The 24,103-nt window shown below is 64.5% G+C and carries 21 protein-coding genes, 4 tRNA genes and 2 pseudogenes; 3 read left to right on the forward strand and 24 right to left on the reverse strand.

Translation table 11 applies throughout. The features are described from left to right. Window positions 1-96: 96 nt before the first annotated feature. Together der and BMON_RS05155 are read right to left on the reverse strand one after the other, a co-directional pair. On the reverse strand, window positions 97-2,223 hold the full coding sequence (der, locus tag BMON_RS05150; RefSeq protein WP_033512102.1) for a bifunctional cytidylate kinase/GTPase Der: 2,127 nt from the start codon (window positions 2,221-2,223) through the stop codon (window positions 97-99). After that, the gene (locus BMON_RS05155) at window positions 2,220-2,993 is read right to left on the reverse strand and encodes a pseudouridine synthase (RefSeq protein ID WP_033512103.1); all 774 of its coding nucleotides are present in this window, start codon (window positions 2,991-2,993) and stop codon (window positions 2,220-2,222) included. The genes der and BMON_RS05155 overlap by 4 nt, the downstream gene beginning before the upstream one ends. Before the next feature lie 399 nt (window positions 2,994-3,392). On the opposite strand from BMON_RS05155, the gene BMON_RS05160 reads away from it, so the two are divergent. Continuing rightward, window positions 3,393-4,358 carry an MIP/aquaporin family protein gene (locus BMON_RS05160; RefSeq protein WP_237745344.1) on the forward strand — a complete coding sequence of 322 codons (966 nt, stop codon included), beginning with the start codon at window positions 3,393-3,395 and terminating at the stop codon, window positions 4,356-4,358. Here the strand turns inward: BMON_RS05160 and BMON_RS09595 are convergent. From BMON_RS09595 to BMON_RS05255, 21 genes and pseudogenes are all read right to left on the reverse strand, one after another. Next, window positions 4,275-4,562, reverse strand: coding sequence for a DUF3017 domain-containing protein (locus BMON_RS09595; RefSeq protein WP_081882920.1), 288 nt, complete (start codon window positions 4,560-4,562; stop codon window positions 4,275-4,277). The genes BMON_RS05160 and BMON_RS09595 overlap by 84 nt on opposite strands. 202 nt (window positions 4,563-4,764) lie before the next feature. Next, on the reverse strand, window positions 4,765-6,426 hold the full coding sequence (purH, locus tag BMON_RS05165; protein WP_033512105.1) for a bifunctional phosphoribosylaminoimidazolecarboxamide formyltransferase/IMP cyclohydrolase: 1,662 nt from the start codon (window positions 6,424-6,426) through the stop codon (window positions 4,765-4,767). Then, window positions 6,374-7,732: a cell division protein PerM gene (locus tag BMON_RS05170; protein ID WP_152595731.1), complete on the reverse strand. Its 1,359-nt coding sequence runs from the start codon at window positions 7,730-7,732 to the stop codon at window positions 6,374-6,376. Before BMON_RS05170 ends, purH begins: the two co-directional genes overlap by 53 nt. A 50-nt stretch (window positions 7,733-7,782) precedes the next feature. Next, window positions 7,783-8,709, reverse strand: a complete 927-nt coding sequence (gene sucD / locus BMON_RS05175) for a succinate--CoA ligase subunit alpha (RefSeq protein WP_033512108.1) — start codon at window positions 8,707-8,709, stop codon at window positions 7,783-7,785. Beyond that, window positions 8,706-9,902 carry an ADP-forming succinate--CoA ligase subunit beta gene (gene sucC / locus BMON_RS05180; protein WP_033512110.1) on the reverse strand — a complete coding sequence of 399 codons (1,197 nt, stop codon included), beginning with the start codon at window positions 9,900-9,902 and terminating at the stop codon, window positions 8,706-8,708. The genes sucD and sucC overlap by 4 nt, the downstream gene beginning before the upstream one ends. Before the next feature lie 51 nt (window positions 9,903-9,953). Next, window positions 9,954-10,534: pseudogene (locus BMON_RS05185) on the reverse strand (adenine phosphoribosyltransferase). A gap of 97 nt (window positions 10,535-10,631) precedes the next feature. Further along, window positions 10,632-11,105: a preprotein translocase subunit YajC gene (locus BMON_RS05190; RefSeq protein ID WP_033512113.1), complete on the reverse strand. Its 474-nt coding sequence runs from the start codon at window positions 11,103-11,105 to the stop codon at window positions 10,632-10,634. Between the two features lie 73 nt (window positions 11,106-11,178). Then, window positions 11,179-12,258: a Holliday junction branch migration DNA helicase RuvB gene (gene ruvB, locus BMON_RS05195; protein WP_237745345.1), complete on the reverse strand. Its 1,080-nt coding sequence runs from the start codon at window positions 12,256-12,258 to the stop codon at window positions 11,179-11,181. Between the two features lie 127 nt (window positions 12,259-12,385). Continuing rightward, entirely contained in the window at window positions 12,386-13,000 is a 615-nt protein-coding gene (gene ruvA / locus BMON_RS05200) for a Holliday junction branch migration protein RuvA (protein WP_033512114.1), read from the reverse strand. A 46-nt stretch (window positions 13,001-13,046) separates the two neighbouring features. Next, a complete protein-coding gene (gene ruvC, locus BMON_RS05205) occupies window positions 13,047-13,628 on the reverse strand; it encodes a crossover junction endodeoxyribonuclease RuvC (protein ID WP_033512115.1) in 582 nt (193 codons plus the stop codon). 5 nt (window positions 13,629-13,633) lie between these two features. Next, complete coding sequence (locus tag BMON_RS05210; RefSeq protein WP_033512116.1) at window positions 13,634-14,392, reverse strand: YebC/PmpR family DNA-binding transcriptional regulator; 759 nt, start codon at window positions 14,390-14,392, stop codon at window positions 13,634-13,636. A 169-nt stretch (window positions 14,393-14,561) separates the two neighbouring features. Then, entirely contained in the window at window positions 14,562-15,674 is a 1,113-nt protein-coding gene (locus BMON_RS05215; protein WP_474842736.1) for a glycosyltransferase family 4 protein, read from the reverse strand. Then, on the reverse strand, window positions 15,671-16,072 hold the full coding sequence (locus BMON_RS10770) for a lysophospholipid acyltransferase family protein (RefSeq protein WP_337588749.1): 402 nt from the start codon (window positions 16,070-16,072) through the stop codon (window positions 15,671-15,673). Before BMON_RS10770 ends, BMON_RS05215 begins: the two co-directional genes overlap by 4 nt. 95 nt (window positions 16,073-16,167) lie before the next feature. Beyond that, window positions 16,168-16,719: pseudogene (locus BMON_RS10775) on the reverse strand (LpxL/LpxP family acyltransferase); the annotation flags it as partial. Between the two features lie 13 nt (window positions 16,720-16,732). After that, window positions 16,733-17,476 carry a phosphatidylinositol phosphate synthase gene (gene pgsA, locus BMON_RS05225; protein ID WP_152595732.1) on the reverse strand — a complete coding sequence of 248 codons (744 nt, stop codon included), beginning with the start codon at window positions 17,474-17,476 and terminating at the stop codon, window positions 16,733-16,735. A 25-nt stretch (window positions 17,477-17,501) separates the two neighbouring features. After that, on the reverse strand, window positions 17,502-19,532 hold the full coding sequence (thrS, locus tag BMON_RS05230) for a threonine--tRNA ligase (RefSeq protein ID WP_033512118.1): 2,031 nt from the start codon (window positions 19,530-19,532) through the stop codon (window positions 17,502-17,504). Window positions 19,533-19,659: 127 nt separating this feature from the next. Further along, complete coding sequence (locus tag BMON_RS05235; RefSeq protein ID WP_033512120.1) at window positions 19,660-20,259, reverse strand: superoxide dismutase; 600 nt, start codon at window positions 20,257-20,259, stop codon at window positions 19,660-19,662. Window positions 20,260-20,503: 244 nt separating this feature from the next. Then, window positions 20,504-20,576: transfer RNA gene (locus BMON_RS05240), tRNA-Val, on the reverse strand. A 57-nt stretch (window positions 20,577-20,633) separates the two neighbouring features. Continuing rightward, a tRNA-Val gene (locus tag BMON_RS05245) sits at window positions 20,634-20,705 on the reverse strand. Between the two features lie 50 nt (window positions 20,706-20,755). After that, window positions 20,756-20,826, reverse strand: a tRNA-Cys gene (locus BMON_RS05250). A 28-nt stretch (window positions 20,827-20,854) separates the two neighbouring features. After that, window positions 20,855-20,927: transfer RNA gene (locus BMON_RS05255), tRNA-Gly, on the reverse strand. 221 nt (window positions 20,928-21,148) lie between these two features. Between BMON_RS05255 and BMON_RS05260 the strand changes: the two genes are divergently transcribed. Then, window positions 21,149-21,994, forward strand: a complete 846-nt coding sequence (locus BMON_RS05260; RefSeq protein WP_033512121.1) for a PAC2 family protein — start codon at window positions 21,149-21,151, stop codon at window positions 21,992-21,994. Between the two features lie 137 nt (window positions 21,995-22,131). Here the strand turns inward: BMON_RS05260 and BMON_RS05265 are convergent, their stop codons facing one another. Beyond that, a complete protein-coding gene (locus tag BMON_RS05265) occupies window positions 22,132-23,010 on the reverse strand; it encodes an undecaprenyl-diphosphate phosphatase (RefSeq protein WP_033512122.1) in 879 nt (292 codons plus the stop codon). A 250-nt stretch (window positions 23,011-23,260) separates the two neighbouring features. Between BMON_RS05265 and BMON_RS05270 the strand changes: the two genes are divergently transcribed. Then, window positions 23,261-24,058: a fructosamine kinase family protein gene (locus tag BMON_RS05270; protein ID WP_033512124.1), complete on the forward strand. Its 798-nt coding sequence runs from the start codon at window positions 23,261-23,263 to the stop codon at window positions 24,056-24,058. Window positions 24,059-24,103 lie beyond the last annotated feature (45 nt).

A 24,103-nucleotide genomic window follows, 5' to 3' on the forward strand; every position in this document is an offset into this window, starting at 1 on the left:
ACAGTGCTGTACGCACCGAGAAGACAACTTAGCACACCCGCCCGCCATCACGCAAACGACGCGCCGGTTGCGGGTGCGCTCTTCGGGGTATGACTATCAGCGCTTGTTCTTCTCCCTGATGTGCACGGAGATCTGCATGGGCGTGCCGGCGAAGCCGAACTCCTCACGCAGTGAGCGCTCGATGAATCGACGGTACCCGTGCTCGAGGAACCCGGTGGCGAAGATCACGAAGCGCGGAGGGCGGGTGGAGGCCTGTGTGGCGAACAGGATGCGGGGTTGCTTTCCACCGCGCAGGGGGTGGGGATGCGCCGACTGCAGGGTGCCCAGGAAGGAGTTGAGCTTCCCTGTCGGGATGCGCTGGTCCCAGGAGTCGAGCGCCTCCCGCATCGCCTCGGCGAGCCGGTTGGTATGCCATCCGGTGAGTGCGGAGAGATTGACGCGACGCGCCCAGGTGACTCGTTCGAATTCCGTCTGCCAGAGGCGTTCGAGCCGCTGGCGGTCGAATTCATCCATGAGGTCCCATTTGTTGAACACCAGGACGATCGCGCGGCCGGCGTCCACCGCCTGGCTCATGACCTTGAGATCCTGATCCGAAATCGGCTGGGAAGCGTCGAACAGGATGAGCGCGAGTTCGGAGCGTTCGATGGCGGCCTCGGTGCGCAGCGAGGAGTAGTACTCCGCGCCCGAAAGCTTGTGCACGCGGCGCTTGATGCCGGCCGTGTCGATGAACAGCCACTGTTCGCCGTCCACGGCGATGACCTCATCGACGGGGTCGCGCGTCGTGCCCGCCAGATCGTTGACGACTGACCGTTCCTCGTGGGCCAACTCGTTGAGCAGCGAGGATTTGCCCACGTTGGGCCGGCCGACGAGCGCCACGCGACGCAGGCCGTCGGGCGTGAGGAACCCGGAGGTCCGCTCGGCCTTCTTCAGGGTCTCCAAGGCCACATCGAGCAGGTCGCCGACACCGTGCCCGTGCATGGCGGAGACGGGGTGGGGTTCCCCCAGGCCGAGCTTCCAGAATTCCGCGGCCATGTATTCGCCGGAGTAGTCGTCGATCTTATTGACCGTGACAATGACCGGTTTGCCCGCCTCACGCAGCATGCGCACGATGTGCTCGTCGGTGGCGGTGACGCCCACCTGGCCGTCGACCACCAGGATCACGACGTCGCTGAGACGCACGGCCACCTGGGCCTGGTCGGCGATGGCGGATTCGATCCCTTCGACGTCGGCTTCCCAGCCGCCGGTGTCCACGAGCTTGAAGTCGTTGCCCGCCCATTCGGCGTCGTAGCTCACCCGGTCCCGGGTCACCCCGGGCGTGTCCTCCACCACGGCGACGCGGCGGCCCAGGATACGGTTCACGAGCGTGGATTTGCCCACGTTGGGCCGCCCCACGACGGCCAGGACGCCCACGGCCTTCGGCCCCGTCCCGGATTGTCCGCCCATACGCGTCGGCGAGGCGACCAGTTGGCGATCCTCGTCATCGAGGTCGTAGCCCTCGAGATTGGCGGCGTAGGTGTGGTAGTCCTGCTCCTCGATGGCGTCCCGCACGAGCGAGATCAGGCTGTCGAGCGTCTGCTCGAAGGTCAGATCCGAATTGTCCAGCGTGGTGACGCCGTCACCGGCCTTGAGGAAGCTGGTGACCTGCGAATCGGCCTTGTCGCGCGCGGCGACGTTGTCGGCCCCGGTGCCTTTCACGGCCTGGCCGGTACGCCGGGCCTGACGCACCTCCTCGCGGGCGGTGAGCAGTACGCGCACCTCGGCCTCGGGCGCCACGACGGTCGTGATGTCACGGCCCTCCGCGACGATCCCCGCGCCGTGCGAATACGATTCCTCGGTACGTTCCCGTTCGATGTACGCGCGCTGCGCGGCGATGAGCACGTGGCGCACCGGGATGATGCCTGAAACGGCCGACACCCGGGAGGAGACCTCCGACGAACGGATCGCCTCGCTGATGTCGGTGCCGTCGGCCATCACCTTGGGGTCGCCGGGGTCGACGCTGATCTCGAAGTGCCCTCCGGTGAAGAAATCACCGACCGTCTCGGTGACGGCCTGCTCGTCGAGATCCCCCGCGTCGAGATCGATGCCCTGGTGCAGGCACCACCACGCGCAGGCGCGATACATGGCGCCGGTGTCGAGGTAGGCGAAGTCGAAGTATGAGGCCAAGGCCCGGGACGTGCTGGATTTGCCGACCCCGGCGGGGCCGTCGATGGCGACTCGTATCACAGTCCCACCTCCTTGGACAGTGAGCGAACCTCGGTCACGGACAGCACGCGGTAGGAACCGGGCTTGAGGTCACCGAGCTTGATCGGACCGATCTGCGTGCGCACCAGCCGTTTGACCGGGAAGCCGATGGCGCCGAAGATGCGGCGCACGATACGGTTCTTTCCCGAATGCAGCACGACCTTGACGATCGTGGTGTCGCGATTGCCGTCGATGATCGCGCAGTGATCGAGTTTGATCAGCCCGTCATCGAGACGCACGCCTTGGGAGACCAGACGACGGCACACATTGCCACCGATGCGGCCCTCGAGGGTCGCGATGTAGGTCTTCTCCACCTCGTAGCGCGGGTGCATCACGTGCTGGCTGAGCTCGCCGTCGTTGGTCATGAGGATGAGTCCCTCGGAGTCGTAATCCAGGCGACCCATATGGAAGATGCGCTCGTAGCGGTCCCCCACGATGTCGCGCAACGTGAAACGGCCCTTGGGGTCGTCCATGGTGCTCAGGACCCGCTTGGGCTTGTTGAGCGCCAGGGTGATATGCCGGGTGTCGAGACGGATGCGCGACCCGTCGACCCTGATCTGCTGCTGACCCGGGTCGACACGGGTCCCCAATTCGGTCGTCAGCTCGCCGTCGACCTCGACGCGACCCTCCTGGATGATCTCCTCGCATTTGCGACGGGAACCGAAGCCGGCCTGCGCCAGCAGCTTCTGTAGTCTGATTCCCTCGTTATTGCGGGCATGCGTCTTTTCGGCGCGTTCATATGCGTTCGGCATCGTTCTCCCAACGTGGCCTGGGCTCGCACGTTTCCCCAGGGAGACGTGCGGCTGTGAATAACAACAAATGGATGGCCGGCACGCCGCGGTCGAACCGGGTCGATGGGCCACTCACCAGCATATCGCATCCCCTGGGCGGGAACGATGTCGTCGAGCCGGTGCGCGCCGCCGACCCGGGAACACCCTGGTGCACTCCCCCGTCGTGCTCACCGGATGGCCGGAGCGGGGCCTGCTAGTATGTGGGTTTGCCCGGTGGAGGACTATCCGCCGGTATTCAGACGAAGGATGATGATGACGCAAATCGATGCACAACGTCTCGCGACAGGGCAAGACGATGATACGAATCCGACGGTGACGCCGGTGCCCCCCACCCGTCGGTCGGGTGGCCGGGGGATGTGGATGGCTGCCGGAGGGGAACTGCTCGGCAGCTTCCTCGTCTGCTTCGCCATCTACACGGCCTATGTGTTCGGTACGCCGCTGTACGGCACCAATCTGGCGTTCATCGCCATCGCCACCGGTGTGGCCTACGGTGTGGTGACGCTGGTGTTCAGCGCGTTCAGCAAGGTGCAGCTCAATCCCGCGGTCACGCTGGCCGCGGTGCTTGGTTCACGCACCCGCCCGCTCGACGGTCTGCTGTACGTCGTCGCCCAGCTCATCGGAGCGCTCGCCGCAGGCGCGCTGTTCCGAGGCCTGCTGCCGCTGTCGCAGACCTTGACCAGCAAGCTGTGGCTCGCCTTTGCCGTCAACGGTTTTGACAAGGGCTCCGTGTCGGCCACGGCACTCAATGGTGCGGGCGCCCATTTCGGCATCATGATCGCCATCGTCGTCGAGCTCGTCGCCTCGCTGATCATCGTGGCCATGTTCATGCGCGGCACCGACGATGAGGACGGTTCCACGCAACGATACGCCGCCGGCATGGGTCTGGCCTACGGTCTGGGTGCGGCCATCACCTTCCCGGTGAGCGGCGCCGCCCTCAACCCCGCGCGGGCCACGGGCATCGCGGTCTTCGCGCAGGGCCAGGGTCTCGGCGCCGAACCGCTGGGCCAGCTGTGGGTCTTCTGGGTCGCTCCGGTGTTGGCGGCCGCCATCGTCTCGTTGGTCGTCGTCGGACGCGAGATCGTCTCCGGTGGACGGATCGAGACCGAGTCCCACGATGACGGCGAAGACGTCAAAGTGTATGACTCCGAGGATCCCCAGGCCTATGCGGGCATGGTCGCCGGTGTGGATGACCAGTATGACGCTCAGGGGTATGGGGCGCAGCGGAACGGCGCGGAGATGAGCTCAGGAGAGCAGATGGATGCTGAAGTAGAGCAGCAGCAGTCCCAGACCGAGTCCGATGCCGACGAAGGCGTCGAAACGCACTGAACGCACCTTCCATGGACTGCGCTCACGCAAGAGTAAGCGCAGCAATCCGGTAACGATGGCCGTCGCGGCGAGTATCGCCGTGGCGGCCATCTCGTATCCCAGCGCCGCCACGACAACCGTGATGACGGCCAGCGCCGCCACGATCCATTCAAAGGCAGGACGGCCCTCATGCGTCTCGGAGACGAACGGATGCTTGATGCTCATGAGACCTCCTGCCGTCAAGGATGACGGCCAATCGATATCGGGCAACCATGATGATCGAACGGTGTCGTTCATGGTTGACGGTGACCGTCGTGTGGCGATCGACCACTTGGCCCGGTGCCCCGCGGGACTTGTCCATCCGTTCTTCCGCTCGTTGTTTTGTCGGTGTATCGAGCGGGAGACGGTACGGGAGGGCACTGGTCACTCAGTGGAAGAAGTGCCTGGTTCCGGTGGTGTACATGGTCACACCGGTCTCTCGGGCCGCGGCGAACACCGCCTCGTCACGGATCGAGCCTCCCGGCTGCACGATGGCCGTCACACCGGCATCGATGAGCACCTGGGCGCCGTCGGGGAACGGGAAGAAGGCGTCGGATGCCGCCACCGATCCCTGTGAGCGGTTGGCGCCGTCGGCGAGGGTGTTGGCCCGGTCCACCGCGAGATGACAGGAGTCGACCCGATTGACCTGGCCCATGCCGATGCCGACGGTGGCCTGGTCGTGCGCGAGGAGAATGGCGTTGGACTTCACGCAGCGCACGGCCCGCCATGCGAAGGTCAAATCGCGCATCGTCGCCTCGTCTGCGGCCTCGCCGGACACCAGGGTCCAGTTGGCGTGGTCGTCACCCGGAGCGTCGATGCGGTCGGTGCTCTGTACGAGGATGCCGCCATTGATGTCCCGGAATTGGATGGCCGTGTGGGGTGGCTGGTCGACCGTCAGGATGCGCAGGTTCTTCTTCTTGGTCTGCAGGAGATGCAGGGCCTCGGGTTCGTAGTCCGGGGCGACGATGACCTCGGTGAAGATCGGTCGGACCTGCTCGGCCATCGCCAGGGTGACCGTGGTATTCGCCGCAATGACCCCGCCGTAGGCGCTCATCGGGTCGCAGGCGTGCGCCTTGCGGTGGGCCTCGGCCACATCGCTGCCCAATCCCAGACCGCAGGGGTTGTTGTGTTTGACCACGGCGACGGCGATATGGGGGGCGAAATCCCATACGGCGCGCCATGCGGCGTCCGCATCCACATAGTTGTTGTAGCTCATGGGCTTGCCGCCGAGCTGCCGGGCGTGGGCGAAGCCATGCTGATCGAGCGGATCGACGTAGAGTGCCGCCTGCTGATGCGGGTTCTCTCCGTATCGCAACAGGTGCGCCCGGTCCCAGGTGCGGGTGAACGCAGCCGGGAAGAGGTCGTTGTCGGGTTGCCCACCCGCCGGAGCGTGGCCTTCGTCCGAAGCCGTGCCCACGGTTGCGGGGATTTCACCGAGCGTGGCCGGTTTCGGCCAGTGCGTGGCCGTCCATTCCCTGATGGTCGCGTCGTAGGCCGCCGTGTGCGCGAACGCCTTCGCGGCGAGCCAGCGCCGTTCCTCGAGGCTGAAACCGGAGCCGTCGGCGACGCGGGCGGCGATGAGCGCATAGTCGTCCGGGTCGGTGATGACGGCGACGCTTGCACTGTTCTTCGCGGCGCCTCGGACCATGGAGGGGCCGCCGATGTCGATCTTCTCGATGACGGACGCGTCATCCGCTCCCGATCGCACCGTGTCGGCGAATGGGTAGAGGTTCACGATGACGGCGTCGAAGGGCTGCACGTCGAGCCTGCGCAGCTGTTCCGCGTGGTCGTCGTTGGTCATGTCCGCGAGAATGCCCGCATGGATATGGGGGTCGAGCGTTTTGACGCGGCCATCGAGGCATTCGGGGAATCCCGTCACGTCGCTCACGTCGGTGACCGTCACGCCCAGAGAGCGCAGGGTCTTGGCCGTGGAACCGGTCGAGACGACCGCCGTTCCGGCATTGATGAAGGCCTTCGCGAGGTCTTCGAGTCCGTCCTTATGGAAGACGGAGACCAGAACCCTTCGTATCGGTCGATGTGTTGTCGTCATCGTGGACCTCCTTGGTATGTGGTATGGACATGATGACACGTGGCGTGGATGCGGCATCCCCCGTCTCGGCCGCGGCGGACTCCTCGGGGAGGGATGCCGCGGGTGCCGTATCGTCGATATGGGTTCCGTATCGCTGCGCCAGGAGACGGAACCCATGGACCGCGGCTATGGTCACCGCGGTGACCAGCCAGGCGGTCATGAGCCCCAGGGCGGTGGGATGGCCCAGGACCCTGGTGGACGCCATCGCGTCGGCGCCGACGTGGCCCAGTCGGTCGCGGCCCAAGGCCCCGCTCGACAGGCCGAACAGCGACACGGTCGCGACGATGAGCACGACGCAGGCCAGGCAGAAGGAACCAGCGGCATAGACCATCGAGACCACGACGTTGAGGGGTGAACGTTCGGGGACATCCGGGTCGATGGTCCGTATCGAGAATCCACGATGCAGCAGCAGGGTGAGTCCACCGGCGATCGCGGACACGACGATGGGCATCGCGATGAGCGTGAGGCGCAGGCGGTCGTCGGGAATCGCCTGCGGCAACAGACCGAAGACCGGTAGGGGCGGCAACGACGAGGATCCGCCGTTCCACAGGGAGAACGCGGCGAGGTCGCCTATGGAGAAGCCGCCGCCCGACACCCATGACATGGCCCAGATGCACAGATTGGGCAGCCAGGCGAGCGAGCACACGGTCGTGAGGATCCTCGAGCCCGTGCCCATACCGGACATGTGGAAGACGCGCCCCATGGCTGCGTGGTTCGCGATGATCCATGCCAGCGTCGTGATCGTCCCGATGAGCAGATACCACGCGATGAGTCCCAATCCGAGCAGTGCGCCCAGACGCAGGGTATCTCGCAGGCGGGCGGATACGTTCGCATGCCACCATACGCGCGCCCGCTCGAGGATGGTGGAGCCCGGAACCGCACCCAGTGCGAATCCGATGGTGAAGACGAGCGCGCCCTTGCACGCCACGAGCCAGAGCGAATCGCTCAGCACGAGCGGGACGCCGTGGGCCATGCCCACATCGACGACGAGCCATACGATCGCTCCCGGGATATACCCGTGCCAGGAGCAGGGGACGCGACGTCTGACGAACGAGGCGAGCAACGCGATGAGCAATACGGTCAGCAGCAGGGGGATGATGGTGAGTTTCAGGCTTCCGGCTTCGAATCCCACGCCCTGGGTGAGCAGCACGATGGCTGCGGTGAGTTCCGGTGTCGCCTGGGAGAGATTGCCTCCACCCTCCTCCATCGAGGCGACGAGCAGGGTGAGCGCGAGGAAGAATCCCAAAGCGATGGCATAGATCGCCATGGAGTCCATCGCGGCGATGGCCCCCATGCACCAAGCTTTGAGATGGCCCCTCATCGGCGGGCGGCGCCGTCGAGGATATCGCGCATGATCTGCGCCGTTTGGCCCGGGGTGCGGCCGACCTTGATGCCTACGGCCTCGAGGTGTTCCTTCTTCGCCTGTGCGGTTCCCTTGCCTCCGGAGACGATGGCACCGGCGTGGCCCATCTGTTTGCCTTCGGGTGCGGTGAATCCGGCGATATAGGCGACGACCGGCTTGGTCATATGCTGCGTGGCCCAATCGGCGGCGTCCTGTTCGGCGTTGCCGCCGATCTCGCCGATCATCACGACCGCCTTCGTGGCATCATCGGCCTCGAAGACCTCCAGAGCCTCCTGCAGGGTGGTGCCGACGATGGGATCGCCGCCGACGCCGATGCAGGCGGTGAATCCGATATCGCTCAGTTCGCCCATCATCTGATAGGTCAGCGTCCCCGATTTCGACACGAGACCGAGAGGACCGTAGCCTACGATCCCTTCGGGGATGATGCCCAGGTTCGCGCCAGGTTGGCCGTCGGGCCGGTCGAGGGTCATGAGTCCGGGGCAGTTGGGGCCGATGATCCGGATGCCTTTGCGCAAGGCGAGTTCCACGCAGTATGCGGTGTCGGCGACGGGGATGCCTTCGGTGATCACCACGATGAGCGCGATGCCCGCCTCGATGGCTTCGAGCATGGCGTCCTTCGCGAAACTCGGCGGCACGAAGATCACGCTGGCGTTCGCGCCCGTGGCCTGCTTGGCCTGGGCGCATCCGGCGAACACCGGGATGTCGATGGTCCCCGCCTCGTCGGCGAGTGGGAACGCGACCGAGGTGCCGGCCTTGCGGGGGTTGACCCCGGCGACGATGGGGGTGCCCGCCAGAAGCATGCGGGCGGTGTGGGTCATGCCCTGACGCCCGGTCATGCCCTGGACGATCACGGGTGTATGCGGTGCGATGAACAGGCTCATCGACGTGCCTCCTTTGCCGCAGCGGCGAGGGTGACGGCCGTGGCCGCCGCCTCTTCCATGGATGCGCGGACATGTAGGTTCGGGTTTCCGGCCTCGTCGAGAATCCGCAGCCCTTCGGCCGCGGCGTTGCCGTCGAAGCGGATGACGATCGGCTTGGTGACCACCAGATCCTTGGCGGCCAACAGGATGCCCCGGGCGACCTGCTCGCACGAGGTGATGCCCCCGTACACGTTGACGAAGGCGGACTCGACCTGGGGGTCGGACAACACGATGGACAGGCTTTCCCCCATCGTCTCTGCGGAGGCCCCTCCCCCGATGTCCAGGAAGTTCGCGGGTTTGATGCCGTTGCCCTGATCCTCACCGGCGTCGGAGACGGCGTCGAGCGAACTCATCACGAGACCCGCCCCGTTGCCGATGACGCCGACTTCACCGCGCAGATGCACGTAATGCAGGCCATGCTGCCGTGCGCGCGACTCAAAGGGGTCGGGCAGGATCGGATCGACGAAACGCTTCCACCCGTCGTGGCGGAACGCTGCATTGTCGTCAAGCGATATCTTGGCGTCCAACGCGCACAGCGATTTCGACGACTCGTCGTCGGGATCGCCGATCTTCGCCAAAGGGTTGATCTCGACGAGCGTGGCGTCGCTGTCCTTGAAGCAGCGCCACATGTTGAGCAGTATGGTCGCGGCCTGGTCGACGTCGGCGTGGTAGAAGCCGATGCTGGCGGCCATCTTGTGGGCTGCGGCGAGGTCGAAGTCCTCCAACGCGTCGATGTGCAGACGCTTGACGGCCTCAGGATGCTCCTTGGCCACCTGTTCGACCTCCGTGCCGCCGTTGGCGGTGGCCAGCACGTCGAAGTCCCGCGAGGCGCGGTCCAAGGAGATCGACAGGTAATACTCGTGCAGGATGTTCTTGGCTTCCGCCACCAGCACGCCGCTGGTCTTGTGGCCATGAATGCTCATGGGCAGGATCTGCTCGGAGTTCACAATCGCTTCATCGCGGTCCTTCGCCAGCTTGACGCCGCCGGCCTGCCCACGGTGCCCGATCTTCACCTGTGCTTTGATCACGCACGGGTAGCCGATGTCATCCGCGGCCTGCGCGACTTCGTGCGAGTTCTGGGCGAATATGGCCCGTGGCGTCGCGATGCCGTGCTCCTCGAGCAACTGTCGTGCCTGGTATTCATACAGATCCATGAGAATCCTTTCGCAATCCGAATGCGGGCTGATGTCTGTGCTTCGCCGACCCTACGCCGGCATCGTCACGAGCGTGCTCGTGGGATGGGCCCCAATGATGCCGTGCCTTCAAGACCATCCAATCCCATGACGAAACTGAAGCCGGCTACCGTGCCGCCGCAGCGCTCCACCAGATCGGCCGCCGCCTTCGCGCTGCCGCCGGTGGCGATGAGATCGTCGACGATGAGCACACGCTCACCGGGGGTGATCGCCGAAACCTCGACCTCGACCTGGGCCTGGCCGTATTCCAAGGAATACTCCTCCCGTACCGTCTGAGGAGGTAATTTGCCCGCTTTGCGGACGGCGATGAAGCCCTTGCCCAGGTTGGCGGCCAACGCCGGACCGAAGAGGAAGCCGCGAGCCTCGAGACCGGCCACGCTGTCGAAGGAATCCTCGGGAACCGGCAAGGCGAGTCGCAGCGCCCGGAGCATGATCCTCAGCCCGCGGGGATCATTGATGACCGGCATGAAGTCGCGGAACAACACCCCTGCCTTGGGGAAACCGGGGACGGAGCGGATCAGTGAGATGAGATACCGAGCGTCCTGTTCACCGACGCATTCGAGTTTTTCGATGCTGATGTCGGATGATGCCATGAAAATACACCTTCGTGTCTGGAAACGGTCAGAGTGTCGGCCGCGGGGCGGTTGACGACCCCGCGGCCGATCGTTGTCGTCGAATGGGCGCGGGGTCTCAGGCCTTCGCCGGGACCTCGTCGCTCCCGTTCTCGCCCGTCGAGGAGACGGCCTCGTCCGGAGTCTGCTCGTACGGTTGCTGGGCGGCCTCGTCCGCGGTGCTGGTATCGGACGCCGAGAGCTTTGCCGGGGCATCGACGTCGGCGACGCCATCATCCTGCGTGTCCACTGGGTTGCCGTTCTCGTCGACGTCATCGTCATCGATGAAGGCGGGACGCTCATAGGTCTTGTTCACGGCGGCGAACTTGAACCGCAGCAGGGAGCCCTCGGAGTCGATCACGATCTCCTCGTACTTGGTATCCACCGACACGACCTTGCCGATGACCCCGCCAATGGTGGCGACCATGGTACCGGGGGCGAGATTGGCCCGGAAATCCTGCATCTCGCTGCGCTGTTGCTTCGCTTTGCGGGACTGCCACCACATCATGACGCCGAAGGCGATGACGATGACGATGAGAAAGATCGACTCCATGTGAGGAACTCCTAACGCGTACGGGCTCAAGGAACCCTGCACAATCAATAAATGAACATCCAAAACACCGATGTTAGGTTAGCTGGCTGACATCATCGCGGGGTGTGAGACCGAGATGCTCCCACGCCTTGGCCGTCGCCACGCGGCCCTTCGGGGTGCGCACCAGGAACCCCTCGCGCACCAGATACGGTTCGCACACCGTTTCGACGGTGTCGGCCTCCTCCCCGACCATCGCGGCCAGGTTGTTCAGCCCCACCGGACCGCCGTTGAAACTGGTCACGATGGCCCGCAACACGGCGATATCGAGGCGGTCAAGTCCCTCGGAGTCGATCTGGTACAGCGCGAGGGCATCGTGCACGGCGTCGGTGTCGATGGAGTCGAGCTCATGCACCGTCGCCCAATCCCTCACACGGCGCAGCAGGCGGTTGGCGATACGAGGCGTGCCGCGGGACCGCAACGAGAGCTGCCGCGCCGCCCCCGGGTCGAGGCTCAGCCCCAGTACGGCGGCGGAACGTTCGATGAGCTTCTCCAGCTCGTCGCTCGGGTAGAAGTCCAAATGGGCGGTGAATCCGAACCGCGCGCGCAGCGGCGAGGGCAGCATGCCTTCCCTGGTCGTCGCTCCGATCACCGTGAAACGGGGCAGGGTCAACGGAATCGACGAAGCCCCCGGACCCTTGCCGACCATGACGTCGACGCGGAAATCCTCCATGGCGATGTACAGCAGCTCCTCGGCGGGCCTGGGCAGGCGGTGGATCTCGTCGATGAACAGCACCTCCCCCACGTCGAGCGAACTGAGGATGGAGGCGAGATCGCCCGCATGCTGGATGGCCGGGCCGGAGGTCACGCGTATCGCGACACCCAATTCGTTGGCGACGATCATCGCCAAGGTGGTCTTGCCCAAACCGGGAGGACCCGCCATGAGAATGTGGTCAGGCGGAGTGTCCCTTTTGCGCGCGGCGTCGAGGAACAGCTGAAGCTGGGCCTTGAGTCGGGGCTGGCCGATGAAGCCATCGAGCACCTGAGGGCGCAGTTCCTCGTCGCTGATCGGTTCGTTGCCCTGGGGCTGCGACGACACCATGCGCAGCGACTCCTCGGCGCTGTCGCTGTTGCTGCGGGCCGCGTCCTGCGGCGTCCCGTTCATTGCCACGACCATCCTGCTCCCATCGTTCTGGATCTTCCATCAAGTATGCACGTCTCGTCGTCGGTACGGGCCGCCGACTCACTGCGACCCGCGTCCTTCCCCCGGTGCGTTCTGCCGCGACGCGTTTGGCTCCTGCGCGTCATCGGCCCCGGTCAAGCGCGGCCAAGGCCAGCCTGAGCACACGGGGAACATCCTGAGGGGTGAGAGGCTCGGCGATATCGTGATCCCCGACGACGTCACGCACGGCCCGCTCGGCGTCCTGGGCATGCCAACCCAGCGAAATCAGTCCCTCCACGACCTGCGCGGTGCCCGTGTCCACCGGGGGCGCCGCCTCGGGTGACGTCTCGTCCGGTTCCAGGTTGATCGACCCCTTGAGTTCGAGAATGATCTTCTGCGCGCCTTTCTTGCCCAGACCGGGGGCCCTGGCCAGCGCGGCGGCGTCGCCGTCTGCCACGGCCTTCGCCAGTGCGGAAGGGCTCAGCGTCGAGAGCAGGGACAGCGCGACGCGTGGCCCGATGCCACTGACCTTCTGTAATTGCAGAAACATGCGTTTCGACGCCTGGGTGAGAAACCCATACAGAGCCAATGAATCCTGTGAGACGCTGAGCGACGTATAGACCGTGCCGTCCTGCCCGGCATGCAGATGGCTGAGATCCGCGGCGGGCATGCGTACCTCGTATCCCACACCGCCGACCTCGATGAGCGCCATGGACGCATCCACCGCATGCACACGGCCGTTGAGCATTCCGATCATGCCCGCTCTCCCCCGTCAGACGTCATTCGAACAACTGTTCGATATCCTACATGCCTCGGTCGACGCTGTGGCGGCGCTTGCTTGTCTGCGCGGCCTCGGCCCACTGGCGCTGCGCGGTGGTCAGATGCTGTTCGCGCTCTCCGCCCGCCAACGCCCCCGCAGGCCGTAGCGCATGGCATATGGCCTGCGCCAACGCATCGGCCGCATCGGCCGGTTTCGGCAGGACGTTGAGATTGAGGATCCGGGCCACCATGCGTTCGATCTGGATCTTCTCGGCGCGTCCGTTACCCGTGATGGCGAGCTTGACCTCCGTGGGGGTGTGCAGCGCGACCGGAATTCCGCGTTGGGCCGCCGCGAGCATGGCCATGCCCGCGGCCTGCGCCGTGCCGAGCACCGTGTTGTGGTTCTCCTGGGCGAACACGCGTTCGATCGAAACCGTGTCGGGGGCGAACCGTTCGATCTTCTCCGCCAGGCCGTTGTATATGGCCAGCAGACGCAGATCCTGCGATGTCTGGGGATCGGAACGCACCACGTCGACGTGAATAAACGAAAGCCGACGCGATGCGCCGGCTTCGATCACGCCGACCCCGCACCGTGTCAGTCCGGGGTCCACGCCGAGAATCATCACGGGGACTACTCCTCCGTGTCCAGCTGGGCCATCACCTCGTCGGAGGCGGTCCAATTGCTGTATACGTTCTGCACATCATCGAGATCGTCGAGGTTGTCGATGAGCTTGACGACCTTGCGGGCATCATCGGCCGACAGGTCGATCTCCGACTTGGGTTCCATCACCAGATCGGCTGAATCGTAATCGATGCCGCTCTTCTGCAGCGCCTCGCGCACGGTGACCATGTCGCTCGGACCGGTGATGACGGTGTAGACCTCGCCCTCGTCCTTGACGTCATCGGCGCCGGCTTCTGCCGCGACCTCGAACAGCTTGTCGAAGTCCACGCCCTCGGACGGCACGACGATCTGGCCCTTGCGCTCGAAGTTGAAGCTCACGGAACCCGTGGTCGCCAGGGAGCCGTTGCTTTTGGTCAGCGTGGAACGCACGTCGGCCGCGGCACGGTTGCGATTATCGGTCAGGCATTCGATGATGAGACCGACGCCGGCAGGGGCGTAGCCCTCGTACACGATGGTCTCGTAACTCGCGGCGCCCGCTTCCTCGCCGGAGCCGCGCTTGACGGCGCGGTTGATGTTATCGGCCGGCATCGAGCTCTTCTTGGCCTTGACGATGGCGTCATACAGCGTCGGGTTGCCGTCGGGGTCGCCACCGCCCATACGGGCGGCAATCTCGATATTCTTGATGAGTTTGGCGAACATCTTGCCGCGCTTGGCGTCAATGGCGGCCTTCTTGTTTTTGGTGGTCGCCCACTTGGAATGCCCTGACATAATGCTCCTAGCAGGTATACGGATACGTTAAACGTGATGATTCTAGAGCCCTTTCACGACAATGCCCGTGCGTATACGCCCAGCACGGCATCCGTGACGCTGCTCCAATCGAAGGCCTCGGAACGGCTCGCCCCGGCCTGCCCCAGGGCCGTGCGCCGCTCGTCGTCGTTCAGCAGGGCGAGGATGGCCCCGGCGCAGCCTGAGCGTGACCGGTCTCGAACAGGGACACCGTGTGGTCATCGCCGCCGACGGCGCGGAACGCATCGAGGTCGGAGGCGACGACCGGACATGAAGCGCTCATCGCCTCCACGAGCACGATGCCGAAGCTCTCACCGCCCAGCTGAGGGGCCACATAGACGCTGAGGGAACGGTAGAAACGGGCCTTGTCCGCATCGCTCAGGCGTCCCAGGAATTCGAAATGGCGTGACAGCCGGCCGCCGGCATCGTGGTGGCGCACGATACGACGTCCCGCCTCAGACCCGTCGCCGGCGCATAGGAAACGGGCGTTCGGCACGCGTTCGAGAACAGTCCTGGCCGCCTCGGCGAATACGGCGAACCCCTTGCGCTCCTCCCCCATCCGTCCCAGGAATCCTATGGTGGGGCGTGTGGAGGTGCCCGTCCAAGCGGGATTGGCGTGCGCCCCGAGGAATTCCGCCCGGTCGACGCCATTGGGAATCACCTGGGTGGGGACTGCGGTGGGCAGGTAATGCCGGGCGATGCTCCGCGCGGCCTCGCTGACGCATATGGCCTGATCCAGAGGCGCCAGATAGCGGCGCAGGTACGGTTCGAAACAGCGCAGGGCCCGCGGGTAGGTGTCGAAGGCCGAATGGAATGTGCCCACAAGCGGCGGGTGATGACGCATGACCAGGGGTTTGTGGCTCAATGAGGGGGCTTCGGGCTCGTGCAGGTGCAGGATGTCGAAGCCGCCCTGTTCCACCCATCGTCTGGTCTGGGCGCCGGCGAAACCGAAATAGCTCAGTCTGGCGACCGAACCGTTGTAGGGCATGCTGAAGGAGGTGCCGTTGGTGTCGACCCACAGGGGCATATCCGTGGTGCGCCGCCCCGGTGCCAACACCTCGACGTGGTGTCCTCGGGAGCGCAACTGGCGGGCGAAATCCCTGATATGGAACTGGACGCCGCCGGGGGTCTCGAAGGAATAGGGCGAAATGATGCCGATGCGCAACTTCCGTCCGTGCAGCGGATCACCGTCGGCGATGGGCCGCGACGCGAATGTCGACGGTCGGCGTATGGCCACCTGGTCGATTCGTGATGTCGTCGTCATGCTCCGACGCTCCGTTCCCGGGTGTCGCAGTCCGCACACGCATCGGAGCCCAAGGCCTTGTCGCGGACACGGGCGAGCACGTCCGCGGGGACGTCGCGCAATCGGTCGAGATCGAGATCCTCGAGGAATATCGGTTGCAGCATGTGCCAGTCCTCCGGGTGGTCCTCGACGCCGGCAGCCCACCGGTCTACCCACGCCTGGGTGATGGCCGCAATGGCCTCGTGTCTCGGCAGTGTGCGGAAGCGGTCGATGTCAAGCGGTCCGGTGATACGAATGACATAGCCGTGTGACGAGGACGCCCGGCTACGGCGCTCGCCGGTGAGCGTTTCCCGGTGGATGTTCGCGACGAACAGCGGGGTGTGCAGGTCGTAGGCCAGCGTCGCCGGGCCCCGGGCCACGCGGATGGTCGATCCGAAGGCCCTGACGAATTCCCCACGGGCCCCAGATCACGATCGGCGAGGAGCGGCACCAGCACATGCGGTTCGGCCATGGCACGCTTCAGGCGTTCGGTCAGGCCCTGTTGACCGGTGAGCAGGATCGTCATGCCGAGCCGCTCCCGTATGGCGACGAAGGCGTCGAGCATCGCCCGGTTGGACAGGCGCTCCGCGACGGTCGTGACGGGGGCCAGCGCGTCATGCGCCCAGAATCCCGCGTAATCCCAGTTACCCTGATGTCCCATGGCCATGGGGGCGGATCCCGGATGGTCGTGGATCAGCCGTCGCAGTGGAGCGAACCCGTCTCCGTCCGGTCGTATGCGGGCGAGCAGCTCCCCACGGCTGCGGGCGCCGACCGACAGTGCTTCGGAGAAATAGGAGAAATACGAACGCATGGCCCTGCGGGACAGCCGTCGTATTCCTGCTCGGTCGACGGCATCGGTACCATCGCGGTGAGCGATGACGTGACGAAGATTGCGTTCCAGCTGCCGTACCCCTGTGGTCCGCGCCAGCCAGGCGGCGTCGGCCGCCAGAAGGAACGGTGCCCGCACGAACGCTTCGGGCATATGGGAGGCGCCACGCATCACGGCGATCACAATGGTGTCGAGCATCGCGAGTCCGGTTTCAGCGGCGTCGCGCGTCGGTCGTCCGCACCCGTCGGGTGACGGGGTCGGGGCGGACGGGGTCCGTGCCGGTCTCCTGCGCGGAGGCTTCCGTCGCACCGTCGCGGGCCATCTGACCGTGGACCGTCATCACGCGCTGGAACACGGTGATCGTGCCGAGCACGGCGAGTATCAGCATCGCCACCATGAGCACGATCCCGTTGTGCAAGGCACCGGCCAACGCCATGCCGACCAGGATGACGACCAGCCGATCCGATCTCGTGGCGATGCCGTTCTTGGCTTCGTAGCCCACCGATTCGGCCCTGGCGCGCGTGTAGGACGTCACGAACGACGTCATGATCGCGTAGAGGGCCGCCAGTATCCCGATGATGCCGATGTAGTCGGGGCCCGCATGCGCGCCGGCATCGTACCACCAGTCGTGATGCAGGTAGAAGAACAGCACCACGGCCAGCAACACCGCCCAATCGGCGATACGGTCGAGCGTCGAATCGAGGAAGGCGCCGAACGGTGTGCCTCCCGAGGTGATGGCCGCGACCGATCCATCGAGCGAATCGAAGACGACGAGCACCGTGAGCACGATCGCCCCCGCCAGCAGCCATCCGGTGACGCCGGTGACGATGGCCACGACCGTCGTCCCCAGCGCGCCGACCACGGTGACCATGTCGGCCGTCACCCCCAGGCCCGCCAGTAGACGGGCGATGGGTGCGATGAGCCTTTTGAACGGGGCGCGAAGATGTTCTAGCATGTCGTCCTTGGTCCGGGGTGGTGCGCTACTTGGTCAGCGCGGCGAAGTCGTCCGCGCTGTTGACCTGCGCGCGCCGTGCGATGATGTCCAGGATCCAGGCCTTCGCCTGGTCCTGCGGCACGCCGTTGAGCTGGCTGCCATCACGGAACCTGAAGCTCACGGCCTGTTTGGCCACGTCATCGCCGCCGACGATGAGGGTGAACGGCACCTTCGACTTCGAGGCGTTGCGGATCTTCTTGCCGAAGCGGTCGTCGGAGTAATCGATCTCGCAACGGACGAGATGATCTTCGAGATCCTCCACGAACGACTTGAGATACGGGGTGAATTCATCGGCGACGGGGATGCCCGTGACCTGCACGGGGGCCAGCCACACCGGGAACGCGCCGGCGTAATGCTCGAGCAGGATCGCGAAGAAGCGTTCGATGGAGCCGAAGAGGGCGCGGTGGATCATGACGGGCTGCTGATGGCTGCCGTCGGCGGCGACGTACTCGAGGCCGAACAGCTTGGGCTCGTTGAAGTCGAGCTGGATCGTGGAGATCTGCCAGGTGCGGCCGATGGCATCGCGGGCCTGGACCGAGATCTTCGGGCCGTAGAAAGCGGCGCCGCCCGGGTCGGAGACGAGCTCGAGACCGGATTCCTTGCCGACCTCCTCGAGGGTGGACGTGGCCTCCTGCCAGATCTCGTCGGATCCGACGAACTTCTTCGGGTCCTTCGTGGAGAGCTCGAGGTAGAAGTCGTTGAGGCCGAAGTCCTTGAGCACCTTGAGGATGAAGTTGAGGATGCTCTTGAGCTCGTCCTTCATCTGCCCGCGGGTGCAGTAGATGTGCGAATCGTCCTGGGTGAGCGCCCTCACGCGGGTGAGGCCGTGGACCTCGCCGCTCTTCTCGTAGCGGTAGACCATGCCGAATTCGAACAGTCGCAACGGCAGTTCGCGATAGGAGCGCTGGCGGGACTGGAAGATGAGGTTATGCATGGGGCAGTTCATGGGCTTCATGTAGTAGTCGACGCCCGGGCGGGTGGTGTTGCCCTGCTCGTCCTTCGTCTCGTCGAGGTGCATCGGCGGGAACATGCTGTCCTTGTACCAGCTCAGGTGGCCTGAGGTCTGGTAGAGCGCGGCCTTGGTGATGTGCGGGGTCTGCACGAAGCTGTAGTGCGCCTTGCGGTGCATCTCGCGCGAGTAGTCCTCCATGGCGTTGATGATGGCGGCGCCCTTGGGGTGGAACACGGGCAGGCCCGGTCCGATCTCATCGGGGAAGGAGAAGAGATCCATCTCCTGGCCGAGCTTGCGGTGGTCGCGCTTGGCGGCCTCCTCCATGCGGGTGCGGTAGGCCTTGAGCTCGTCCTTGTTCGGCCACGCGGTGCCGTAGAGGCGCTGCATGGTGGGGTTGTGCTCATCGCCGAGCCAGTAGGCGGCGGCGGAGCGTTCGATGGCGAACGCCTTGATGTACCGGGTGTTCGGCAGGTGAGGCCCCTTGCACAGGTCGGTCCATACGACCTTGCCGTCACGGTCGATGTTGTCGTACATGCTCAGCTCGCCGGTGGATACTTCGGTGGCCGCCTCGTCGTCGATTTCGGCTTCCTTCTTGCCGATGAGTTCGAGCTTGTAGGGCTGGTCGCGCTCCTCCTCGCGGGCCTCCGCTTCGGTCACCACGCGGCGACGGAAGGACTGCGACTGCTTGACGATGCGGCGCATATGCTGTTCGATCTGCTTGAGATCGTCGGGGGTGAAGGGGGTGTCGACGTCGAAGTCGTAGTAGAAGCCGTTCTCGATCACGGGTCCGATGCCGAGCTTGGCGTCGGGGCGGATCTCCTGCACGGCCTGTGCCATGACATGGGTGGCCGAGTGGCGCATGATGGCCACGCCGTCGGGGCTTTCGAGCCTGATCGACTCCACGTCGTCGCCGTCGTGCAACGGGGTGTACAGGTCGCGTGGCTCACCGTTGAGGCGGACCGCGATGATGTCCTTGTCCTGCGAGAAGAGTTCCACTCCGGTCTGGTGTGCATCCACCTCCTTCGCTTCGCCGTCGAGCTTGATGGAGATGGTCTGTTCCGCCATGAGATATGTCCTTTGCTATGGGGCCCGCGTTACAAGGTGCAGGCCTGGACTGTGAATCAACAGCACCACCCTAGGAATGCAACGGGACAATCCACGGGTGGTGCCGTTGGGACAGGCGCTAGCGGGCTCAGGCGGTGGCGGCGGCGAAACGCTCGGCGGCGTCCTGCCAGTTGGCGACATTCCAGAATGCGGAGACGTAGTCACCGCGCACGTTCTGGTAGTCGAGGTAGTAGGCGTGCTCCCAGACGTCGAGCTGTAGCAGCGGCGTCACACCGATGGGTGCGTTGCCCTGCTGATCGAAGAGCTGGAAGACGACGGGCCTGCCGCCGGTGTGGTCCCATGCCAGGATGGCCCAGCCGGACCCCTGCACGCCCAGCGCCGTGGCGTTGAACTGCGCCCTGAACTTGTCGAACGAGCCGAAGGCGTCGTCGATGGCCGACGCGAGTTCGCCTTCGGGGGCGCCTCCCCCGTCCGGCGACATGTTCTTCCAGAAGACGCTGTGGTTGAGATGGCCGCCCAGATTGAAGGCGAGATCCTTCTCGAGGCGGTTGATGTTGGCGAAGTCGTTGCGGTCACGAGCCTCCTGCAACTGTTCCAGGGCGGTGTTGGCCCCGGTGACGTAGGCCTGATGGTGTTTGTCGTGATGCAGCTGCATGGTGCGGCCCGAGATATACGGCTCCAAAGCGGAGTAATCATAGGGAAGGTCGGGAAGGGTGTACGTGGACATAGCGGCGTCCTTTCCATGAACGGGTGTCGAATGACCTCACCGTCAAGCGTATCAACAAGCCGTCGTTGGGAGCCTTGCTTCGCGATGTATTGCGCTCTGGGCGAGACGCGGCCGCGGAGGTCGCCGAAGTCAAGAGGGACGCCGGAGCCGGCCATGAACGATGCAGAAGAAGCCGAGATGGCGGACGGCCCACGGAAAATCCATAAGCGACGACACACAAGATGAGAAGGAAAGGAGAATACCGTGGGTGATGCAGGAATCGAACCTGCGACCCCTTCCGTGTGAAGGAAGTGCGCTAGCCGCTGCGCCAATCACCCTAAACCGACGACACCTGGAACCCAGACGACGTCACAGCCGAATTGCTTCAGCTAGCGTGGGCGATACAAGATTCGAACTTGTGACCCCTTCCGTGTCAGGGAAGTGCGCTACCACTGCGCCAACCGCCCGGGTCATGCTTACGTGGATGAAACCGATGGAATCAATCGCATCACGCAAGAGGTGGGTACGAGAGTCGAACTCGTCTATACGGCTTTGCAGGCCGCTGCCTAACCGCTTGGCTAACCCACCGATAGGTCGTCAACTCTTTCGGACCTCGAGCGGACAACGGGACTTGAACCCGCGGTCTCGACCTTGGCAAGGTCGCGCTTTACCAACTAAGCTATGTCCGCATATGTGCTCTTCAGTGGAAAACCCGCCGCCGAAGCACGAGTAACTACTATAACCACATCCATGACATTTGCAAATCGTGGGTGTTCCGGGCGTGTCAGCGTCGTTGTGAATCGTCGTGCTCCCCGGGATTCCAGGGTTAACGACGCCGTTATCCCACAGCCCATTCACCCGTGGCATAAGCGCGGATCGGGGTCCGGGCCCGCCGGTTACATTAGAAGGCATGACACAAGAGACGACATCACCGGGAGCCGTGATGCTCTGCGCGTTCGAAGGTTGGAACGACGCGGGGCAGGCGGTGACCAACGTGATCCATCATCTGGTATCCCGTTACGATGGGCGTGAGGTGCGTCATATTCGCTGCGACGGGTATTACGATTACCAGGCGGTGCGGCCCATGGCCTGCTCCGTGACGGGGCGGCGCAAGATCCTGTGGCCTCAGACGACGTTCTACGAGATCACCGTGGCCCCCGGAGTCCGCATCTTCGCTCAAATCGCTCCCGAACCGAACTACCGATGGCAGGAATACTGCAGGCAGAGCCTGCGCATCGCCGAGGAGTTCGACGTCGACCACATCGTCACCATGGGTGCCATGTTCGCCGACTGCCCGCATACGCGGCCATTGCCGCTCGATCAGTCGGACCGGGGATGCCAGTGCGATATGGACCGCGAATATAACGGTCCCGTGGGTATTCCCACGGTGCTTGACGATATGGCCTGTTCGCAGGGATGGGACACCACAAGCCTTTGGGTCTCGGTCCCCCAGTATCTGGGGGGCGACGAGTGCGCGCAGGCGACCTTGCAGATCCTCGACCGGCTGTCCGTGTTGCTCGGGGTCGATTTGGACGTCGGCGATCTGCCGGACCGGGCGAATCAGTGGAAGGCCCAGGCCTCGGTCCTCACCCGTTGCAACGACGAGCTCTCCTCCTACGTCCGCAATCTGGAGCGGGAATACGATCTGGCCAAGGTCGCCCACGACGTCGCCGATCTCGGTGCTCCACAGGCCGAGCAACTGGTGCGTGAGACCGAGGAATATCTCTCGAATATGGGAGACGGGCCTCGCCGCTGAGAGCCGTCCGTACTCCGGTGGCCATGCGTGTCTCTCCAATGACGCAGTAGACACGGATATCCATGATTCACCTATGGTTTGGGCCCGTCGGCATGCAATCCGACCCAAACCATAGGTGACCGTGTGATGTCGCGGTGCTACGCGCCGGTGACCACCCCGACGGCCGGCAGCACGCCGGAGATGATCAGCACGGCCACGACGACGGCCAAGGCGATGCGATAGATCGCGAAGGCCTTATAGGAGAACGTGGATACGAATTTGAGGAAGCCGATGATGACGACGTATCCCACGACGAAACTGACGATCGTGGCGGCGATCGTGGCACCCCAGCCGGGGAACATGACATCGGTGCGGTAGTTCTTCACGGCATCGATCGCCTCGAAGATGCCGGCTCCGAACACGGCGGGTATCGCCATGAGGAAGCTCACCCGCACCGCCGCCTCACGGGTGTAGCCCATGGCACGTCCGAAGGTGATGGTGCCGCCGGAACGCGAGACGCCGGGGATGAGCGCGAGCATCTGGCCGATGCCGAACACCAGGGCCTCCTTCAATGTCATGTCATCGATGGATTTGATCTGGCGCGAGCGCGCATCGGCGATCCACAGGAGAATGCCGAAGAGCAGCAGGACGGTGACGGTGATCCACAGGTTCCGGAGCGTCGTTTCTATGGTGTGTTTCAACAGCACCCCGGCGATCACGATCGGCAACGTGCCCACGATGATGTACCAACCGAGCAGGGCGTCCTTATCGCCGGCCCCCATGCGGTCGCGCCAATCCTTGGCGTTCCTCGAGAAGAGTCGGGAACCCCAGTGGGACAGGATGCGCACGATGTCGTGGCGGAAGTACAGGATGACCGCCAATTCGGTGCCGATCTGGATGATCGCGGTGAACGCCGCGCCCGGGTCCGACCCCAGCATGAGGTCGCCGATGATTCGGATATGCGCGCTGGACGAGACCGGCAGGTATTCGGTCAGCGCCTGCACCAGGCCCAACAGGACCGCCTGGAAGAAATTCATAACACCCCTCTTTGTGTCCGCCGCTTGGGAGGACTGCATTTGTGTCGTACAACGGTTCCACCATACTCATCGCCCGGCATAACCACACTCGTCCACGGTGCGATTGTCCCTCAGCCCACACACAATGAGAGCCGGTGGTCACGCCGCGCGGCTTGCGGTCCCCGGTGACGGTTCCGGGCGGGTCATCTCGGCGGGAATCGTCCCGGATTCTTTCCGCATGAGGTGATGTGGCCCGAGGAAAGGATGGACTATGGAACGGTATCGCAAAAGTCGAGCATTCGCGCCCCAGGGGTTCTTCGAATGCGAGGGGCGGGGCCTGCAGTGGATGGCCCAGGCGGAGCCTTCGGGAGGTCCCCGTGTCGTGAAGGTCTTCGATTGGTCCGACGATTGGCTCGACATCGAACGGGTCGAGTCTTGCTCCCCCACACCCAAGGCGGCGTATGAATTCGGTGCTGCCCTGGCCCATATGCACGATACGGGAGCACCGTCCTTCGGGGCCCCGCCCGAGGGGTACGACGGGGTGTGCTACTTCGGCCCCCTGCAGGATCCGGTGCCCATGGACACGGGATCCTGGAAGGATGCGGCCGCCTATCTTGCCGAGGGGCGGTTGTTGCCGATGGTGCGTCTGGGCATCCGGCGCGGGTCTCTCGACGACTCCGACCTGGCACTGACGCAGCGCGTGATCGACCGCCTGCCCGAACTGCTGGGGCGTGCCGCGGACGACAAGCCGGCGCGCGTGCATGGCGATCTCTGGAGCGGCAACGTCATGTGGACGGCCGACCGGGGCCGCACCGAAGCGGTGCTCATCGACCCGGCCGCGCACGGCGGTCATCGTGAGGAGGATCTGGCCATGCTGCATCTGTTCGGCATGTCGTATCTGTCCCAGATCATGGATGGCTACCAGTCCGTTCACCCGTTGAAGTCCGGGTATCGCGACCGCATCACCCTCTGGCAGCTGTATCCCATCGCGGGGCATTGCGTCTTCTTCGGTGGCGGCTACGTCAGTGAATACCGCTCGATGTGCCGGGCGCTGCTCGAACAACGCTGAACCGGGCGGTACCGTGTAGTGGGGTCCTGTTGTATGGCGGACGCA

The sequence above is a fragment of the Bifidobacterium mongoliense DSM 21395 genome, assembly GCF_000741285.1.
Taxonomy (GTDB): Bacteria; Actinomycetota; Actinomycetes; order Actinomycetales; family Bifidobacteriaceae; genus Bifidobacterium; species Bifidobacterium mongoliense.

Coding starts and splice junctions, on each gene's coding strand:
- BMON_RS05265 (WP_033512122.1), bottom strand. CDS start 23,010: ATGAATTTCTTCCAGGCGGTCCTGTTGGGCCTGGTGCAGGCGCTGACC.
- BMON_RS05270 (WP_033512124.1), top strand. CDS start 23,261: ATGGAACGGTATCGCAAAAGTCGAGCATTCGCGCCCCAGGGGTTCTTC.
- ruvB (WP_237745345.1), bottom strand. CDS start 12,258: ATGGTCGTGGCAATGAACGGGACGCCGCAGGACGCGGCCCGCAGCAAC.
- thrS (WP_033512118.1), bottom strand. CDS start 19,532: ATGGCGGAACAGACCATCTCCATCAAGCTCGACGGCGAAGCGAAGGAG.
- BMON_RS05210 (WP_033512116.1), bottom strand. CDS start 14,392: ATGTCAGGGCATTCCAAGTGGGCGACCACCAAAAACAAGAAGGCCGCC.
- pgsA (WP_152595732.1), bottom strand. CDS start 17,476: ATGCTAGAACATCTTCGCGCCCCGTTCAAAAGGCTCATCGCACCCATC.
- BMON_RS05170 (WP_152595731.1), bottom strand. CDS start 7,732: ATGGCGATCTATGCCATCGCTTTGGGATTCTTCCTCGCGCTCACCCTG.
- purH (WP_033512105.1), bottom strand. CDS start 6,426: ATGACGACAACACATCGACCGATACGAAGGGTTCTGGTCTCCGTCTTC.
- BMON_RS05155 (WP_033512103.1), bottom strand. CDS start 2,993: ATGCCGAACGCATATGAACGCGCCGAAAAGACGCATGCCCGCAATAAC.
- BMON_RS05215 (WP_474842736.1), bottom strand. CDS start 15,674: ATGACGACGACATCACGAATCGACCAGGTGGCCATACGCCGACCGTCG.
- BMON_RS05260 (WP_033512121.1), top strand. CDS start 21,149: ATGACACAAGAGACGACATCACCGGGAGCCGTGATGCTCTGCGCGTTC.
- BMON_RS05235 (WP_033512120.1), bottom strand. CDS start 20,259: ATGTCCACGTACACCCTTCCCGACCTTCCCTATGATTACTCCGCTTTG.
- ruvA (WP_033512114.1), bottom strand. CDS start 13,000: ATGATCGGAATGCTCAACGGCCGTGTGCATGCGGTGGATGCGTCCATG.
- BMON_RS05160 (WP_237745344.1), top strand. CDS start 3,393: ATGGCTGCCGGAGGGGAACTGCTCGGCAGCTTCCTCGTCTGCTTCGCC.
- BMON_RS09595 (WP_081882920.1), bottom strand. CDS start 4,562: ATGAGCATCAAGCATCCGTTCGTCTCCGAGACGCATGAGGGCCGTCCT.
- BMON_RS05190 (WP_033512113.1), bottom strand. CDS start 11,105: ATGGAGTCGATCTTTCTCATCGTCATCGTCATCGCCTTCGGCGTCATG.
- sucD (WP_033512108.1), bottom strand. CDS start 8,709: ATGAGCCTGTTCATCGCACCGCATACACCCGTGATCGTCCAGGGCATG.
- sucC (WP_033512110.1), bottom strand. CDS start 9,902: ATGGATCTGTATGAATACCAGGCACGACAGTTGCTCGAGGAGCACGGC.